This window comes from Campylobacter upsaliensis (genome assembly GCF_900637395.1).
In the GTDB taxonomy this organism is placed as follows: Bacteria; Campylobacterota; Campylobacteria; order Campylobacterales; family Campylobacteraceae; genus Campylobacter_D; species Campylobacter_D upsaliensis.
Window position 1 is genome coordinate 378,078 of record NZ_LR134372.1, and the last position, 19,476, is coordinate 397,553.

The window sequence follows — 19,476 nt, forward strand, 5'->3', positions numbered from 1 at the left end:
AGCCCTAAAAGCAAATTTAAAGGCGGGTCGTGCCTTTAGGGTGTAACAAATTCAAAGCTTAACACGGCTTTGCGGAGCAAAGGGACGGACTGGGCTTTAGCTTTTGTTACTTTTAGGCGAAATCGCATTTCGCCGCTAAAAAGTAAATTAAAAGGAGAATTTATGCAGTTTAATTTCAATTTTGAAGCGTTTGAAAAGAGTGGAAAAGATAAAAGTGAGGCGATAAATTATTTAAAAGGCTTAAATTCAAGCCTTGATTTTGATAAATTAGAAAGTGATTTAAAAGGCGATGAAAATGCCATTTATGAGGCTTTAAAGGGCGGTAATTTCTCCTTTTCAAAGCCTAGTGTTGAGGATACCAGGCAAAAACTGCTTAAAAATAAAGAAAATGAAGCCTTAAGGGCTGAATTTAACGCTTCGCTTTCTTGGCTTGATAATAAGCAAGATTATAATTTTTATGATTTTAAAAAGGCAAAAGAAAGGGCGAATTCAAAAGAGGGTTTAATCAAAGCGGATTTAAAAGCACAGGAAAAAGAGCTTAAAAGAAAAGAAGCCTTATTCGAAAAAAGGCTAGAAAATGAAAATATTTTGACTAAAAGCTTAAGAGATACGGCGGATAATCTTGGGCTTAACGCCGTAGCTGATAGCTTAGAACTGGGGCTTAATAAACTTGGCTTTAAAGATGAAAATTATATCTTTGAAAGTGAAAAAGAGGACATTAAAAAAAGAGCGCTTAAAAGCGTGAGGGAAAAGCTTCAAAGAGGGGATTTAGAACTTAATGAAAGGGAAAAATATGCCCTAAGGGATAAATACGATGAATTAGATTATAAAAAAGCGCTTGAAAAGGAAAAAGAAAAGCTAAGACTCATACAAAAAGATAGCGGATATAATAAAAGCGAAGTTGAATTTATGGAGGAGGAGCTGGGCTTTTTTCACACGCTTTTTAATGAGGCTAAGGACACGATAAGAGAATTTAAAGATGAGTATAAAAGTGAGGGGCTTATCGGTGCTGATGTGCAAAAAGCGATCAATGTGCTAAAGCAATTTGAGGAAAGTGAGCTTTTAAGACACGCTTTTAGCGATAAAAAGCAAGAATTACAACAAGAATATCTAAAAAATGCCCTAATTATAGCAGAGTTAAACGGCTTTGATGATGTGGGTCTTAGTAAGGAAAATGAGCTTTATTTCATCAAAAAAGACAAGGATAAAGAGCAAAAATACCTCGTAAATACGGGCTTTTTGGATAATTTTTGGGATTTAATCGAAAATTCTAAATTTGAAATCGCAGGAGGTGTAGCAGGAGGGATCAAGGGCTTTAATAGTGGTAAAAGTGCCAAAGGTAAGGTCGTAAAGAGCGTTTTAGGAGCTGCGGCTGGGAGCTTTGGCGGGGGATTAATGGACGCAAAAATTGCGGATATGTATCTAAATAGAGAGAGCAATTATGGGAGGAATTTAGAATACGCCCTTCAAGCAGGATTACTAAGCATAGCAGGGGACGGGGTGATCATAGCGGCTAAGCCTATGGCAAAAGGCGTGGCAAAGGGCGTAAAAAATGCTTATACTTATGCAAAAGAGCATACGCCTTTAGGGCTTTTTAGCACAATTCCTAGCCAAAATATAAACGCGGCAAATAAAATCATCGATGAAGTTTTTACGCCTGAGATGAAGGAGGAGCTAAAAGCCGCACAAAAGGAGTATGGTGGAGGCGTGAGGGGGGAGGATTTGGCAAATCCTGTCTTTGAAAAATTAAAAGAAAGCTTTGCTAAAAAATACGGAAAAGAGGATAAAAAAACGCAAAAAATAGCAAAACTGGCTGAAATCTTTAATCAAAACTCGCTAAAAACCAAGCAACAAGAAATGCTAGATCTAATAAGAAGCGATAAGGACGGCTCTACTTTAGCCTATTTGTTAGAAGTGGCAAAAGATGATGTGAAAATCCAAAATAATCTTAAAAATATGCTAAATCTTGCCTCTTATAATGTAGAAAAAAATCTTAAAAACTTAAATATAAATCCGCGTGAGATTAAGAGCATTTTAGACGAGTTTGAAAGCGGAAATAAAGCCGCTTTTAAAGAGGTCGAAAGCCAAATTTCAAAGCTTTATAATGAGGATATAAAGGTCGTTTTAGATAGAACAAAGTATGAAAATATCAAAAAGGACTTTTTAGAAAATGGGGTCAATTTAGAGGAAATGACGCCTTTTTTGAGGGATTTAGAAAATAATGTCTTTGCTAAAGAGGGCGTAACATTTGCAAAACTGAATAATTTTAGGAAAAATCTTAATTTTTACATTTTCAATAAAGACAAAACGCCTAATTTCATAAATACCCTTAAAAAAATAGCTGAAACTTCTTTAAAAGCGGAGATTGATAGGGGGATTGATAATATCTTTAAAGAGCTGCCAAAGGCTTATGAGAGCATTAAAGAGCTTTATAGCACTTCTTTGAAAGATTATGCCGCGATGAAAGAGCTGGGTGAGAGCATTAAAAATCTAAAGCTTCAAGATAGTGCTAAAAGTGCCGATGAAGTGGTGGAAAGTCTCATAAAATACGCTAAAGGACAAGGCGAAAATGGGATAAATAATCTGCAAAAAATCAAGGCTTATTTAGGTGAGGAGAATAACGCCTTTTTAGAAATGCAAATTTTAAACAGGCTTTTTAAGGAAAGCGTGGTGGATAACACAAAACTTAGGGTGTTTGATAGTGAGGGCTTTTTAAATAGGGTTAAGGAATTGGTGGGGGATACCCCCGCTCCGTTAGGGGCAAATTTAGAGGCTCGTGCCTTGAGCGGAGCTTCTCAAGGACCTTCTAAACAAGAGAATTTTATAAAAAAAGCTTTAAATGAGGCTGAATTCAAGGAAAGAAACGCCTTTATAGAAAGATTTTCGCACTTAAAAGGGCTTTTATTTAGCAATGAAAACACGGGGATTAAGGCTAGTTTTGGCACGGCTGGACTTAAGAAAATGACAAGCGATAAGGCTATTTTAAAAAGTGTTAATAATGGCTTTAGTGTCAAAGAGCATTTAGAGGCAGTAAAAAACATCAAAGAGCTTTATGAAAAGGCTAGTTATAAGGGCGTAGATGATGATGTAAGGCATAGTGATAAGGCTGTAAAAATTCATCGTTTTATAAGTGAATTTGAGGGCGGAAATGCGGAAATTTTAGTTAAAGAAAGTTTAGACAAAAATCAAAATAAAATCTACACTTTAGAGCTGAAAGAATTGCATAAAGATAACGCTAGCCTTATCCAAAGTTTCACTAGCAGAGCAAGTAAGCAAGGCAATGGACTTGCAAATGAAAGTATAACACAACCCTTATTTAAAAGCAAGGAGGCTAGGGAGTTTTTAGAGCTAGTAGAGGGCTTTCACAAGCTTTATAAAAACGATGCAATAATTGCTAAAAATTTCACGCAAGGCACAGCCTCACAGCTAAGCACAAGCATAGCCACAAGTGCGGAGGGAGCGATAAAACAAAAGGTGGTTAAGGGTGGGTTTGATCCTATCTTTAGACTTTTGCCTGATGGGATTTTATTTGGACTTTTTTCTAAGCAAATTCAAGGAGGGGCGTTAAGGTATCATCTAAGAAAGGCACTAAGTAGAAGTTTAAATTATGATGATTTTAAGATAAAGCTTGAAAGAGAATTAAAACGCAGGCATTTTAACTCAAACACAAGCCGATTAATCGAAAAATTTATGCAAAATTTAGAGGATTTTAACGCAGAAAAAGAAGCAAAACTAGCAAGGATAAGAGAGGAGGAGGAGCTACAAAGGCAAGAGGAGTTAAAAAGATTAAATGAAATCAAAGCCGCACAAGAAAACGCATATCACACACAAGAGGCAAATTTAGGACAAGACATTTTAGAAACCGAGCTTAAAGAGGATTTTGGAGTAAATTTTGAGGGCTTTAAAGGCAAGGAGGCTATAAACAAGCTTTTAGAGGAAAAAAGAGGGCAAGTAAAGGGGGCGTTTTATAAAGAGGGCTTAGGGGAGATTGACTTAGTATGGGGGGAGGTTAAAGGAAGTGGTAAGGAAGCAAAAGGTTACGGACTTTCTAAAATAATCGAAAAACACGGCGAGGATTTTAAGGAATTTGGCGAGGGTTTAGAGGGAGTTAGCAAAGGGCTTGATGAAATCATCACAAAGGGCGAAATTCACACGCAAGAATATGGCAGAAAGACGATTATTTACCATAAAAATGGCGATGTTTATAAGGTGGGATTAAAGCAAAACTGGAAGGGTGAGCCGACTAAAAATAGCTGGGTTATCACAAGTTATAAAGAGGATAGAGAAGCCGATAAGTTTATCCACTCTAGCGACTTTACAAAAGGCGAGACTCTGCCTTTAAACTCAAATGAAAGTATAGCACAAAAAGCTGATGATTTTGGAGTAAATTTTGAGGGCTTTAAAGGCAAGGAGGCTATAAACAAGCTTTTAGAGGAAAAAAGAGGGCAAGTAAAGGGGGCGTTTTATAAAGAGGGCTTAGGGGATATTGATTTAGTATGGGGGGATAAAAACTATGGCTTAGAGCATATTTTAAACAAGCACGGCGGGGAATTTGAAAACTTAGCAAAAGAACTTAGCGAAGCGGTAGAAAATGGCAAGATTGTCAAAGATGACAAAGGGCGTTTAAGGCTTGAATATGAGAATAAAATCGTAGGGATAAAGGATAATTGGAAAGGCGAAAAAACTGCCCATTGGGTAGTAACTGCTTATGTTAAAAAAGAGAAAGAAGCAAGTTTATATACATCTGCTTCTTTTACAAAAGGCGAGACTCTGCCTTTAAACTCTAGCACCATTATACCACAAAACACGCAAGAAATAATTAAACAAGCAAAAGAGAAAGGCGAAAGTATATCATCTACGCCTTTTACTAAAGAGGATAATCTCTCTTTAAACTCAAGTGAAAGTATAGCACAAAAAGCTAAAAATGACGAAGTTTTGGAAGTGGAGATAATAGAGGAAGTAGGCTTAAATGAGCCGATGAAGTTTTTAGAATTTCAGCAAAGAAAGCTTTTAACATATATTAAGCAAAACACGCCTTTAAGGCTTTTAGAACGCAAAATTGAGCTTAAGACAAGAGATATTTTAAATTATTTAGAGCAAAGTGCCTTAAATGGCAAGGAAAAAGCCTTTTTAATGCGAAATTTAGAGAGGGACTTAGGCAAAATTGAGGCGAAAATCAAAGAAAAAGAGAGCGTTAAAGAGAGTGAAACTAACGGGGCTTTAAAGAATAAGAGGGAAAAATTTTTAACACAAGAATTAATCGATTATTTAAGGGAAGTTAAGCGAGGGTTATTAAAAGTATCAAATTTGCCTTTAGAAAAATTAAAAGATGAAGTTAGGTCAATAGACCCTAAATTTATAAAACGCGAAGTAGAATATAAAAAGAGAACGGCGCGCGAATTTTATGACAATTTTGAGAATATAGGAATAAATGACATAATGCAGGCAATAAATCTTTCTAATGTGGAAAATAGATTATCATACGAGCAAATAAAACAAATTCAAAAAGCAATAAAAAATAGAGGTGAATTTAAACGCTTTTTTAGCAAGGAGAAAAAGGCTAATTTTGAATATGAAACGCAAGAAGCTAAGGGGAGTGAGGATATAATTTTTACTGATACAAAGGGTAAGGAACACACACTCACAAAAGAAACGCAAAAAGCGTGGCTAGAGGCGTTTGGGCTTAAAAGTTTAGATGAGGAAGCAATAGTAGAAATCCCAGTCGATTTAAAAGAGCGTTTAGGTAAGGAGATTAAGCTAAACAAAAAAGATTTTGAAAAGCTTGTAAAAAATAAGCGTGAAAAGTATATACCACAAATCAAAGAAACTTTTAAAGAGCCTGAAGCGGTATTCATCGATGAAAATGACGACTTAATTTTTGCGAAAAGCTTTAATGATAAATTGTTTTTTGTAAATGTCAATAGAGACTATGGCGAGGCTTTTAAAGCCTTATCCTTAGCACCAAAGAAAAATAATAATCTTTTAAATAAGCTTGATAAGAGTAAAGAGATTTTGAAGCTAGACTCCAAACTTCGAGATTACACAGCCCAACAAGCTTTTACAGGAGTTCTATCTGCGTCCAACAAGCCTAGCAGTGAAAGTATAGCACAAAATGCGGGGGAAATAAAGCCTTTAAGCAAAAAAGACTGGACGCAGTTTAAAAGGGATAAGGAAAAATTTGCCAAAAAATACGAAGAGGCGCAAGGACTTTCTCGCTTAAAAGATGAAATTTCGCATCAAAAACATTTAAAGGAACAAGCAGAAAGAAATTTAAAAGAACATTATAGTGATGAAAAATTACAAGAAGCAAAAAACGAAATAGCTTTAGCAAAAACTAGCGAGGAAAAAGACCGCGCAAAATGGTGGGCTGATGAAGCCTTTCTAAAAGAACGACAATGGCATTTAGACAATTTGCAAGAGGCAAATGAGGAGTTAGAAAAATTAGAAAGAGAACTTAAAAAGGCACTTGAGGATGATGAGCTAAAAAAGCAAGAGCTAAACGAACTTAAAAAGGAATTAGAAAAGAAGAATTATGAATTTTATAATTTTGATAATAGATTAATACTAGGATTAAAACTCGATGCTTTAACTCCGCTTGACACGATAAAAAATGCCTTTTATTATGGTCTTGAAAAAATAAGCCCAAAAGAAGCTTTAGGGTATTTAGACGCAAATAAAAAAGGTTTTAAAGTCCCTTACACTTTAAAATTATTTGATAAGCTTGTAGAAATTACTAAAGAGCCTGAAGTTAGAGAAATTTTTAACAAGCGAACCGAAATATTAAATAAACAAGAGCAAGAGCAGTTTTTAAAAGAGCTTGAACCAGCCTTAGATAAGCTTATGCAAAAATCCGCTAAAGCGGAGCAAGAAAGTGAGCTTATAGATTTTAATGCAAATATAAAGCAAATAAAAACACAAATGCTAGAGCGTTTAAAGCCTTTATTTAACCAAGAAATTATCACAAAACACGGCTTTAAAGCCGTGTTTAACTTAAAATCTCTTTCAAAAATGACAAGCGATAAGGCTATACAAAAAAGCATAAATAACGGCTTTAGTAAAGAGAAGCATTTAAGAGCGGTTTTAGATATAGAAAGCTTATTTAAAAAGGCAAATTTGGTAAAAACATACGAGGACGAAAAGGGTGGGAAAAATGTTTTAATCCATCGTTTTAATAGTGAATTTGAAAATGCAAATGCCTTAATTACAACAAAAGAAAGCTTAGATAAAAATTTAAATAAAATCTATACTTTAGAGCTTGAATTAACCCCGCGTTTTAGCGATGAAGTGCGTCCGACTGACACTAAATCTAACACGGGCGGCTTTAACTCACAAGAGCATACGGCGGACGAAAACATAGCGACTATTGCTAAAACCGATGAGGAAAGTATAGCACAAAAAACTACAAAGCAAAGCGAAAAAGAGGAGCTAGAAAGGCAAATCCCTTTCATTGAAGCAGAAATTCAAAAATATGAGGCAAAAACCGCAAGGCTTGATGAGAGGATTAAAAAAACGCAGACTAGAATACAGCCTTATTTAGATGAAATCAATGCCTTACAAAAACAATACGATGAGCTTTATTTTACAGAGACAAGGGGCGAGGAGGCAAACGCAAAAAAATGGCTTAAGCTTGATGAAATCAAAGCAAAGCAAGAGGAGCTAAGAAAGCCTTATAATGATGCGCTTTTCAAATTTATACACCCTTATCAAAGACTTAAGGGCAAAGTGCAAACGGAAATTCAAAAGTTAAAATTTGGCTTACAAGATAGGGCGGAAAGACTGCAGGAAATTCAAAACGAAGCTTTAACAAGCAAGGCACAAAAGGCGTGGTTAGAGGCTTTTGGCTTAAAGAGTATGGAGGAAGCTTACACGCCGAAATTTAGCAAAGAAGTGAGCGAGGCTTTAGAAAGGGTGCTAAATGGCGAACAAATCAAGCTTACAAAGGGAAGTTATGAAAAGCTTTTAAAGCGTGATAGAGAGGAGTTTTTGCCCTTTATCAAAGAGACTTTAGAAAATGCGGATGCGGTGTTAAAAGATAAGGAAAATGCCCTTATTTTTGTGAAAGATATAGGCAAAAAGAGCTATTTTACAAGCGTGGCAAAAAATGCAAATAATGAGTGGGTCATCTCTACAAATTCGCTTAAGACTTTAAATACTTTAAAAAATAGACTTGATGATAATGGAGAGCTTTTGTATCTAAGCAAGGAAGCCTCAAATATACTCGCTGAAGCTTTTACCAAAAGAGCGTTTTCTAATGAACTTGCAAAGGATATTATACCACAAACCCCACAAGAAATCATAAAACAAGCAAAAGAGCAAGGCAAAAGTGTAACAGAAACAAAGCAATTACTACAAAAGCATAAAGACAATAAAATCATAAATACCCTAAAAGATATGCAAGATAAGGACTTAAATACAAAGTTAGGGGACAAAGATTTATTAGACCTTTATGCAAATGCTAGCAGGGATATTGTGCAAAATATGGAAAATGCTAGTTTTGAGCTAGATTTTATACATCAAATAAAGCAATACAATGACAATCTTTTCACCTTTTTTGAAAAAAATCCACAATTTAAAGAGCTTAGCCTTTTTAAAAATTTTTATAATCATTTGCAAAATATTATAAGAAAAAAGCAAATTGAAAATTTTACTAAGCCTTTAAATAGTAAAACCGAAATTAGCACAAAAAGCGGAAATATTTATTATTTTGATGAAAAGCACAATTTGTTAAAAAATCCACAAGAAAAGCCAATAAAAAAAGATGAAATTGTTTTAAATGAAAAAGGTGATACGCTTTTATTAAGTGATACACATTTAGTTTTGACAAATAAAAATAAAGATTTTAAAGACAGATATATACATTTACTTACAAATAGTGATAAAAGAGAAGTTTTGCAATTTGCAAATTTCTTTCAAAATGGACTTACGCTAGAAAATAAAAAGCTTTTTGATTTATTTAAAAGCATACCAAAAGCGGCGTTTATGAAATATCCTTTAGAAATTTTAATGCAGATTTTTAATGATATTGTTCCAAACAATAAGGCAACAATACCTTTTTATGCCGAATTTGCAAAAAAGCATTATGGCAGTGTAGATAATTTTAATAAAGATTTTTTGCAAAAAATGGATAGGCAGTATAAAGAAAATGGGAATCCTTTTGGAATCCTTTTTAATGATGAAGTAACTATAAAAGAATTTAGCAAAGAGTATTTTAAAGGTAAAAATGCAATAGATTTTTTACTTAAAGCACAAGCAGGACATATAGAAAATGCGTTTTATAGGGAGGAATTAGGGGATATTGATTTAGTATGGGGGGATGAGAATTTTGGCTTAAGGCATATAATAGAGAAGCACGGAGGGGAATTTGAGGATATAGCAAAAGATTTAAGTGAGGCTATGGAAAATGGAGTGCTTAAAAAACAAAATGAAGTAAGAAGTAGAATTGAATATGGAAATTTTGTAATAGGTTTAAGCGGGGAATTTAAAGGTGAAAAACGCGCATTTATCATCACTGCTTTTAATCGAAAAGGGAAATCAAGCACACTTTCACCGAAGCAAGATTTTACTGATAAATCGGACGATGTATTATCAAACCAAGAAAGCATTATAACACAAAATGCTAACACTATAAATATTTTAAAAGATATGCAAGATAAGGACTTAAATACAAAGTTAGGGGACAAAGATTTATTAGACCTTTATGCAAATGCTAGCAGGGATATTGTGCAAAATATGGAAAATGCTAGTTTTGAGCTAGATTTTATACATCAAATAAAGCAATACAATGACAATCTTTTCACCTTTTTTGAAAAAAATCCACAATTTAAAGAGCTTAGCCTTTTTAAAAATTTTTATAATCATTTGCAAAATATTATAAGAAAAAAGCAAATTGAAAATTTTACTAAGCCTTTAAATAGTAAAACCGAAATTAGCACAAAAAGCGGAAATATTTATTATTTTGATGAAAAGCACAATTTGTTAAAAAATCCACAAGAAAAGCCAATAAAAAAAGATGAAATTGTTTTAAATGAAAAAGGTGATACGCTTTTATTAAGTGATACACATTTAGTTTTGACAAATAAAAATAAAGATTTTAAAGACAGATATATACATTTACTTACAAATAGTGATAAAAGAGAAGTTTTGCAATTTGCAAATTTCTTTCAAAATGGACTTACGCTAGAAAATAAAAAGCTTTTTGATTTATTTAAAAGCATACCAAAAGCGGCGTTTATGAAATATCCTTTAGAAATTTTAATGCAGATTTTTAATGATATTGTTCCAAACAATAAGGCAACAATACCTTTTTATGCCGAATTTGCAAAAAAGCATTATGGCAGTGTAGATAATTTTAATAAAGATTTTTTGCAAAAAATGGATAGGCAGTATAAAGAAAATGGGAATCCTTTTGGAATCCTTTTTAATGATGAAGTAACTATAAAAGAATTTAGCAAAGAGTATTTTAAAGGTAAAAATGCAATAGATTTTTTACTTAAAGCACAAGCAGGACATATAGAAAATGCGTTTTATAGGGAGGAATTAGGGGATATTGATTTAGTATGGGGGGATGAGAATTTTGGCTTAAGGCATATTTTAGAGCAAAGAGCGAAGCAGTGGGGAGAGGAAAAGGCTTTAAAATTCATCTCTCATTTAAGCGAAAATATAGAAAAAGGGCAAATTGTAGAGCTAGAAAAAGGTAGAGTGGGCATTAAGACGGATTTAACAACCATAATCCTAGACAAGAAAGAAAATAATAATTTTGTTTTAACGGCGTTTAGAGATAGAAATAATAAAAAAGAGCTGGAAAGCCTTAATTTAAGTCAGTCTAAGACTTTTACAAGTGAAAACGCTGAAACTAACGCAAAGGAAAGCCCTGTTACTCCACTTAACCAAGAAAGCATTATAGCACAAAATAGCGAAAAATTACCTTTTGAAATGCAAGTTTTCGCGGAGGATAAATTAAGCGGTGATGAAGTGAGGTATTTAGCAAATAAAATCGGCGAAAAATCAACAATGTCTTATTTTAAAGACTACTTGCTAAAAATGGATAGAGATTTTCACACACGCGCGAAAGATATTATTAGAGAGTATTACAAAATAGAGCCGTTTAGAAAAGAGCTTGAAAATCAATGGGAAAATGTGAAAGAGGCGTATAAAAATGGTGAAATGAGCCTCAAAGAATTTAAATTTTTATCAAAATATAAAGATGAAAAAAGCTTTTTAAATCAAGTCGCTAGAGTGCTTTGGCATCACAATAACGAACTTGTAAAAAATCAAGGATATACATTTAATAAGTATGGGCAAATAGAGCAAGGAAAGGGAGATAATTATTACCAAAACTTAGCTTTAGAATATGATGGCGCGCTAAAAAATCTTAAAAAATGGTTTTATTATATTCAAAAGGCAAACAAACAAGCACAAAGCTTTTTTAATAAAAACGAGCCGCAGGACTTAAAGGCTAAAGAAAGTGCTAGGGGCGAAAATGAGAACGAAAAGCTTAAAAGCGATTTACTAGACAAAACTAAGCCTTTAAGAAAAGCAGAAAAAGAGGAGTTAACAAACGAGCTTTTAGAGGAGGCAAAAGAGCAAAATGCGAAAATATGGGTGGGAAATTTAGAAAGTGAAAATTTAGCAGATGAATTAGGGCTTAATTTTCAAAAGGGCGTTAAAATAACTATGAACGGCAACGCCTTAAAGCATATTGAAAAGAGGCACGGCGTAAATTCTACACTAGCTAAAAATGGACAGCCTATTGTGGAAAATGAGGATTATGCTAATCACGCTAAAATAGTCAATGAAGCGGATAAAAGAAAGATTATTTTAAGTGAGGATAATCAAAAAATACTAGTGAGCGGTAAGCAAATTAATGGTTATCACATTATCATAGAAAGCATAAGCACGAAAGATAATGAGCTAAAACTAAAAACTATGTATAAAGAAAATGGAAGCCTTGAAAATAGCAATATTTTTAAAGAGCCAGTTAGAGACCGCATAAGCGGCGGCGAATCCCTTAGAGTAAATCCAAGTAACGCCTTAGACCCTAATGGCTTAAATGAAAGTATAGCACAAAATGCGGGGGAAATAAAGCCTTTAAGCAAAAAAGACTGGACGCAGTTTGAAAAACATATAGAGTATATTAAAGAAAATTATGGAGACATTTTTTTACAAGCAAGTGGAGAGTATCATCAAAAAAAAAGAGAGTTAGATATAAAAGAGCTTGAGAGGGAGCAAAAGGGGCTTTTCAATGTGGCTTATAATGGAAAAAATGCCACGCTAATCAAAAAGGATTTAGAAGCGGTTGAGGAGGCAATAGCCTTAATGCAAGGAACACGCTATAAAGGTGCGAAACACGAAAGGATAAAGCATTTAACAGACCCTAGCAAAGAGGGCTATATCACGGATTTAGAATTCGTCAATTTAGGCAAGAGTATAAGGGAGTTTTTAGAAAGCTATGAGCCTTTTATTGATAAAAATAGAGCAAGAATTTATGAGTGGGAAAACAAAGATAAGGTTAGATTTAGAGTTGTAGTTAATGATGTAGCGGATATGGACTCTAACCCCACCACCGCTACGGAGGAAATTATAACATTTTATAGTGATAGAAATCTTAAAGAAAAGATGAAATTTAAAAATCCTGTGTTAAAGGTGCAAGAGAAGTTTAAATTTAATCCGCAAAAGGCGAAAGACTTGCTAGAGTGGCATAAAGACTCACACGCTTTAACCAAAGATGAAAACGGACTGCCTAAGGTGTTTTATCACGGAACTTATGCTAAGTTTGAAGTGTTTAAAAGAGCAGGAAAGGCGTCTCAACAAGGCTTTTTCTTTACGCCTAGTCAAAAAGCCACAGAGGAATATGGAGATATAACTTTAAACACTTTTTTAAATATCAAAAATCCTTTTAGAGCTGATGAGCTTAAGATAAATAAAGAGGCGGATTTACAAAAATGGGCGGATATTTTAAAGCTTGATTATGATAAAGAAAAATATGAAAGCTTTAAAGACTTAAAAACCAAGCTTGAAAAAGTCAAAGAGGCTACAAAAAAGGCTGGATTTAAGTTTCACTCTGCAAGTGGTGGAGGCGTTTATGTTATAGATAATAAGGGTCGAAATAGCTTTATAAATTTAGAGGAATTAGATAAGGAAAATAAGCGTGTAGTAGAGGCTTTTAAGGGGCTTGAGACAGAGGATATTTATTTTTATTATGTTGTTAGAAATGAATTTGATTTAGTCTTATATGCGCTTAATAAAAACGATAGATATTTTCACACCTCTGGGCGTGATGAAGTCAAACGCGTGCTTGAAAAGCTAGGATATGACGGCGCAGTGCTTAATGATACTATAATAACAGTGTTTAACTCTAATCAAATCAAGCACATTGATAACAAAGGAAGCTTTACTGACACAAAAGGCAATGTTACAAGCAAAAAGCCAAAAAATAAAGAAGTGGAATTTAGCTATTTTAACGAAAAAAGCGATAATATCTATCACTCTAACCCTCACTTAGGGGCGGGTTTAGTAGGAGGTGTGCTAAATGGCGTAGAGCAAGATGAGGAGGGGAATTTAAGCTTTGACCCTGCGAAATTTGCAATGGGTTTTTTAGGGGGAGCAGTGGGAAGTAAGGCTGTGAGTAGTGGCATTAAGTGGAGGGCGAATAAGGTTAAAAAAGCTTATCCAAATATCGCTAAAAATAATCCTGTTTTAATGGAGCAAATCGCAAAAAGGGACTTGCTAACTTACGCAAAAAATGAAACGCAAAACGCCCTAACACGCTTTTTGAATAAAAATAAGCATTTTGATAGCACAAGGGGGCTTTTTGCAGGAGAAAAAGCCCTTTTAAATGAGGCTTACGCACCGCACAAAGCAAGACTAGCTAAGGCAAAAGAGCTAGAAAGTAAGGGTGCTGATGAGATAGAAATTTGGGAAAAAACAGGCTGGTATAAAGACAAGGATAATAAATGGAAATTTGAAATCTCTCAAAGGGGTGGGGAGCTAAAGCTAAAATACACACCAAAGAATAAGGCTGCGGATTGGTTAGTTTATAGTATAGGAGTAGAAAAAAATCTTGCGGATTTTTTAGACGATAAAGAGCTTTTTAAGGCTTATCCGCAGTTAAAAGATATAAAAATAAAGACATTTACATACCAAGAAAGTGCGGATAGTCCCTTTGTAGTAGGTAGATATGAGCAAGATAAAAAAGAGATAAAACTCAATGCAGAAAACATAGACACTGATATGGAAAAAGCAAAAAGCTTTCTTTACCACGAAATACAACACGCAATCCAAGATATAGAGGGCTTTGCTTATGGGGAACATTTATCTATGTATAGCAAGGATAATTATAGACTAAGGCACGGCGAAGTGGAGGCTAGAAATGTGCAAAAGAGATTGAGGGGGCGGGGGAAGCCTTATACTAAAGAGGACGCTAAAAGAGGCTTAGAAATCCTTAATGCAAGTATAAAACGCATAGAGCAAGGGATACAAAATGTAAAAAACGGCGTGGGTGAATATAAAGATGAAACGCAGGAGACTAAGGATTTTATATTGCAAAATTATGATAGTGATTTACGAGAAGCCTTAGAGGATAAAGAGTATGTATTGCATTTTATAAATGATGAAATTTATAATAGAACTCCACATCCGCACAAAACTATGGACACGCCCTTGAGTGAAACCATAGCTGAAACGACAATACAAGGCGAAGCGTTGAGTAAAGCAAATCCTTCAAATCTTAGTGCATTAAGAAATGAAACAAAAGAGCTTTTAAAGCCTTTCACGCATAAGCCTATAGAAAATAAAAATGATAATACTAAGGCTATTGTTACGATGAGCGGAGTTAAGGAGATGTTAAGCGTTAAGGCGATTAAGCAAAGTGTGAAAAACGGCTTTAAAGCAAAGCAACATATAAAAGCGGTTAAGGCTTTACCTGCTTTATTTGAAAAAGCGATTTTTAAGGAAAGACAGAAGCAAAGGCATTTTAAAGACTATGTGGAAGCTTATAGGGTTTATAGTGCGGATTTTGAAGGAGGAAAGGCTATTATAAGCGTGCAAGAAAGAAAGGTAGGCGATGATGTGTTATATTTTCTTAAGCTTGATGAATTACGGCTAAATAATGCTTAAGCTAAGTCGGCACAAAGCACACTATTAGCCTTAATCTATGGTGGTTATCTAGGTATGCCACGCCTCCGAGCATAGATTTAAGTAGATTATACCACAAATTTAAAGAATAAATTACTAGATTATAAAAGGATTAAAGAGATGATAAGTATAAAAAAATATAATAAAAATATAGGAGAGTTAAGATGACTAAGCTTGAAAAAATTATTAATTACATCATTTATTCTTTTAGGGACGAGCCTTTAAAATTAGGGAAATTGAAACTTGCTAAAATTTTGTGGTTTAGTGATAGGGCTTTTATGTATAAATATAGTGAAACTTTAACGGGCTTAGAATATATCAAAATGCAATATGGTCCCCTACCTAAAAAATATGACAAGATATTAAAAAGCCTTGAAAATGATCGCGTGATACATAGCTATCAATCAAATGCTTATGGCGATGATGATAAAAAGCAAATTTGCTTTCATAGTCTTATTGAGCCTAATATGAACGACTTTAATGCAAAAGAAATTCAAATCATAGACGAAGTTATGGCAAGGCTAAAGGACGAAAGGGCGGTTGATTTATCAAAACAAACGCACGATAAGCTATGGGAGAGTGTGAATATCGGGGAAATTATGCCTATTGAAGCGGTATTTTGGAACGATATAGAGCCAGTCAATGAAGAGGATATAAAATGGGCGAAAGCTGTGTTAAAGACTAAGGGATTTTATGCAGATTAAAAATGCGGATACTTAGCTTTTAAAAATGGGAAAAATGTCTATTGTTTATAAAAATTTTAAAGATAAAATAAAGATTATTGAAATACATATTTTTTAAATACGCTTTCTTTTTAACCCTTTTTTTGCAAGATAAAGAATAATAAACTAAGTTAAATGCAATGGCACATAAATGAGCTTAGGAAAATTATTATTAAAAAGGCAAAAAAAAGATGAAAAAACGAATATTAAGAAAGTTTGAGAAAATCAATGAGTGATAAACAAAACGAAGCTTTGAGAGAACTAGCGCTTAGAGAATTGGCAAGGCGTGATTTAAAGACCTTTTTAAGGCTAAAATGGGCGCGTTTTAATCAAATGCCTTTTTTGGATAATTGGCATTTTGATTATTTATGTCAAGTTTTACAAAGCACGATGAAGGAATTTTCAAACCCTCCACTTCGCCGCGTTATGCTAAATATGCCACCCTCTTATGGCAAAACGGAAACCATAGCTAGGACTTTTATCCCTTGGGCTTTGGGGAATAATCCTTATCGTAAATTTATTTATATCTCTTATAGTGATGATTTAGGCAGGAAAATCAATAAGCAAATAAGAGAGCTGATGCACTCACAATTTTATAGAAGCATATTTGGCACGCCTTTATTTATCCAGGCAAATTCAAGCGAGTTTATCCTAAAGCAAGGCGGAGGGCTTTTTGTAACGACTTTAAAGGGGGCAATTACTGGCTTTCACGCGGATAGCATACTCATAGATGATCCTATAAAAGTGGAAAATATGAAAAGCAAAAAAGAGCGTGAATTTGTCAATCAAGCCTTTAAGGATAGCATTTTAACGAGATTACAGGATAAGGATTCTAACATTACTATTTTAATGCAAAGGTTAGGCGAAGATGATTTATGCGGCTTTTTGCTTAATGAAAGGCATTTTACGCCTGAGATTATCAAAGAGTGGAAAGTGCTTAAAATGGAGGCTTTAAACAAGGAAAAAACCCTTTATCAGGTAGGTAAATTTAGCTATGAAAGAGAAGCAAATGAGCCTTTATTTATGAAAAAGCACGATTTAGAGGGCTTAAAGGCTTTAAAGGCACAAATGGGCGATGATGAGTTTTTTACCCAGTATCAGCAAGAGCCGCAAGCGAGTGAGAGCGGATTTTTTTTACTTGAGAATTTTAAGACAATTCCAAGTTTTGAGATGAAAGAGCAAAAAGAATATATCTTTTTTGACGGGGCATTTGCTATTAATGCAAGGGCGGATAATAGGGCTTTGGTAGTCGTGGGCGTGGAAAATCACGGCGAAAATAGCGTAAGATATGTGCTAAAAAACTGCTTTTATGGGATATGGGACGAAATGCAAACTTGCGAGCATATCATAGAAACTTTGATTAATTATCCTAATGCTAGGGTTTATATGGAAAGTGAGGGCGGAGGGCTTATACTGCATAGGCTTTTACAGCGTGAAATCGTGCGTGTTAATGAAAATCTTAAAAGGCAAAATAAGCCCTTAATTAATAATATCATAGAGGTGTATCCAGCCAATAGAAAAATCTCAAAAGTGGAGAAAATCAAGGCGATGAGGGCGTATTATAATAGCGGTGCTTTGGTGTTTTTAAATCAAGCTTCCTCGCTTAATCAAATCAAAAAAGAATTATTAAGCTTTAACCCTGAAAAGCCTTTTAGAAAAGATGACTGCATTGACGCGCTTGCTTCTTGCATAGCACATAAGGACACTTTGCCTCCTGCGGCTTTAAAAATGCCTTTGCAAAAGAGTGGTAGAAGCGTGTATCAAAGCGGATGGAATATTTAAGAATTTAAGATAAAATTGTAAAGTTTAAGTTCGCTAACTTTCTTTTATGTGGAAAGGAGGCTTGAAAAATGTGGATTAAGATTATTAACATTTTAATTCTAATTTTAGAGCTAGTCAAGGAATTTTTAAAAACCCTTGACTAAAAAACTCATAAACACAAAAATTATAAGTTAAACCGCCTTAGCTTACGCTTAAACGATTTTACCATTATAGCATAAAAGAAAGGGCGGTTCTTTTATGCTAGTTAATGTCTATAATCTCCCCCGCTAGGGCTTTAAGCTCGTTTTCGCTAAGTTTTTTAAGGTCGATGTTTGTATTATTTGCGTTAAGGGCGTGTTCTAGCAAGTCTTTAGAATAAAGGCTTTTTTGTATGCTTGAAAGCATATTGATAAGCTTTTCGCTCATAGCGATTAAAGTCGGGTCTGCTTTATAATCTTTTCTTAGCAAACTCATTCTTTTAAGCTCGTGTTTAGCATATAAAAAACTCTCCATCATATTTTTATGGATAAATTCAGCACTCAAAGCCGCAGTGAGGACCTTATCACTAATCTTTTCTAATTCTAGGTTAAACTCCTCTAAACTAAGGCTTTCAAAATCTTTTAAATTCTCAATCTTGCTTTTAACGCTATCCTTAATTTTCTGGCTTTGCATATCTAATCTTGTGCCAAATTCCTTTTTTAAAAGCTCGTTTTTCGTGCTTTCTTTTAACACGCCCTTAACTAACACGCCCTTTTGCCACTTCTCCTTTTCTATCCACTTCATCAAGGTGCGGTAATTAATCTCAAAGGCTCGGCTGACTTCTTTAGCATTGTCAAAATTGCTTTCATAATGAAGCCTTATTTTTGCTTTGAGTTTTAGATCTATCATTTATCGCCTTTGAGGAAAAAGCCCATTTTCGCTAAAGCTTAAGGCGTTTTGTATGTCTGTATCATCTATGTTAGAAAAGCCGCTTTGACTATAATTAAGCGGATTTAGCCTTTTGCTAAGCTTGTCAAAATCCTCCTTTTCTTTTCTTTGCATTTTTAAAGCCTTTTGCTGCTCGTTATTTACTCCTGCTGAAGCGTAAGCGGCGGCGTTTTGGGCTTTGTTTCTAGCTCTTTCTTGCTCTTTGTCTTTTTCAAAATGCGCTAAATTCTTGCCTAAAAGCTCGTTTTGCTTTTGCAGACTATCTTTTTGCAAGGCGTGGATTTGCTCTTTTTGTAAATCCGCCTTATCCTCTCTTTTTTCCGCTCTTTGCTCTTTCACAAAAGAGGCAAATTTATCAAACATAGAATTCATTAAAGCTTGTTGTTTTAAAACGCCATTATGATAAGCCTCTGCGGCTGCTATTGCCACGCTTGCAGGTCCGCTACCTGCTCTTAAATCATTACGCATTGCTTGTCCTTTTAAAAAGGGTGTTTTTATAGTCAAAATAGCGCGCCCCCTCGCCCTCACTCATCAAAATCACATCGCCTTTTGTGAAAATATAATCCTTACCTTTGCTATCTTTATGATGATAAGGCTCATCGCCTATATATAAAAACTTGGCTAAATCCACATAAATTTCTTTATTTTTTTTGCTTGGCTTACTTTCTTTAAGCTCGTTTTCTAAGACTTCTTTTTTACCTGGCATTTTTATCCTTTCTTAATAAATTAAGTAAAAATATAAAAAAGCTCTTTTGTAAAAAAGGCTTAAAAAGCTTAAATTAAGAAAAGTTAAGGGAGTTTTTATACTTTAAAGATAAATTACAAAGTTATAAATGAATGATATTCTTTTTGCTCTTTTTGCTTGATAATTTGCTCTTTAAAGCTTAAATGAGCGAGTGGTATTTTAAAGTATAGCCTAGCTTCATTACTCTGC

Annotated in this window: 6 protein-coding genes; 3 read left to right on the forward strand and 3 right to left on the reverse strand. The window is 34.2% G+C overall.

Features of this window, described 5'->3' with window-relative positions; genetic code table 11:
• The first annotated feature begins 162 nt into the window (after nucleotides 1–162).
• The 3 genes from EL158_RS08590 to EL158_RS01975 all read left to right on the forward strand — a co-directional run bounded on the left by EL158_RS08590 (nucleotide 163) and on the right by EL158_RS01975 (nucleotide 17,636).
• Nucleotides 163–15,114 carry a putative barnase/colicin E5 family endoribonuclease gene (locus EL158_RS08590; RefSeq protein WP_126361415.1) on the forward strand — a complete coding sequence of 4,984 codons (14,952 nt, stop codon included), beginning with the start codon at nucleotides 163–165 and terminating at the stop codon, nucleotides 15,112–15,114.
• Between the two features lie 182 nt (nucleotides 15,115–15,296).
• The gene (locus EL158_RS01970) at nucleotides 15,297–15,836 is read left to right on the forward strand and encodes a Panacea domain-containing protein (protein WP_051529154.1); all 540 of its coding nucleotides are present in this window, start codon (nucleotides 15,297–15,299) and stop codon (nucleotides 15,834–15,836) included.
• A 246-nt stretch (nucleotides 15,837–16,082) separates the two neighbouring features.
• A complete protein-coding gene (locus EL158_RS01975) occupies nucleotides 16,083–17,636 on the forward strand; it encodes a terminase large subunit domain-containing protein (protein WP_225532328.1) in 1,554 nt (517 codons plus the stop codon).
• A 240-nt stretch (nucleotides 17,637–17,876) separates the two neighbouring features.
• Here EL158_RS01975 and EL158_RS01980 read toward each other — a convergent pair whose 3' ends face one another.
• Genes EL158_RS01980 through EL158_RS01990 form a run of 3 tightly spaced genes read right to left on the reverse strand, consistent with a single transcriptional unit; the run spans nucleotide 17,877 to nucleotide 19,248 of the window.
• On the reverse strand, nucleotides 17,877–18,503 hold the full coding sequence (locus EL158_RS01980) for a hypothetical protein (RefSeq protein ID WP_027304821.1): 627 nt from the start codon (nucleotides 18,501–18,503) through the stop codon (nucleotides 17,877–17,879).
• Complete coding sequence (locus EL158_RS01985; RefSeq protein ID WP_126361418.1) at nucleotides 18,504–19,010, reverse strand: hypothetical protein; 507 nt, start codon at nucleotides 19,008–19,010, stop codon at nucleotides 18,504–18,506.
• Nucleotides 19,003–19,248, reverse strand: a complete 246-nt coding sequence (locus EL158_RS01990) for a cupin domain-containing protein (RefSeq protein WP_126361421.1) — start codon at nucleotides 19,246–19,248, stop codon at nucleotides 19,003–19,005. The genes EL158_RS01985 and EL158_RS01990 overlap by 8 nt, the downstream gene beginning before the upstream one ends.
• Nucleotides 19,249–19,476 lie beyond the last annotated feature (228 nt).

Excerpts from the sequence above, each read along its gene's own strand:
- EL158_RS01990 (WP_126361421.1), bottom strand. The coding sequence starts at position 19,248 with ATGCCAGGTAAAAAAGAAGTCTTAGAAAACGAGCTTAAAGAAAGTAAG.
- EL158_RS01970 (WP_051529154.1), top strand. The coding sequence starts at position 15,297 with ATGACTAAGCTTGAAAAAATTATTAATTACATCATTTATTCTTTTAGG.
- EL158_RS01985 (WP_126361418.1), bottom strand. The coding sequence starts at position 19,010 with ATGCGTAATGATTTAAGAGCAGGTAGCGGACCTGCAAGCGTGGCAATA.
- EL158_RS01975 (WP_225532328.1), top strand. The coding sequence starts at position 16,083 with ATGAGTGATAAACAAAACGAAGCTTTGAGAGAACTAGCGCTTAGAGAA.
- EL158_RS01980 (WP_027304821.1), bottom strand. The coding sequence starts at position 18,503 with ATGATAGATCTAAAACTCAAAGCAAAAATAAGGCTTCATTATGAAAGC.
- EL158_RS08590 (WP_126361415.1), top strand. The coding sequence starts at position 163 with ATGCAGTTTAATTTCAATTTTGAAGCGTTTGAAAAGAGTGGAAAAGAT.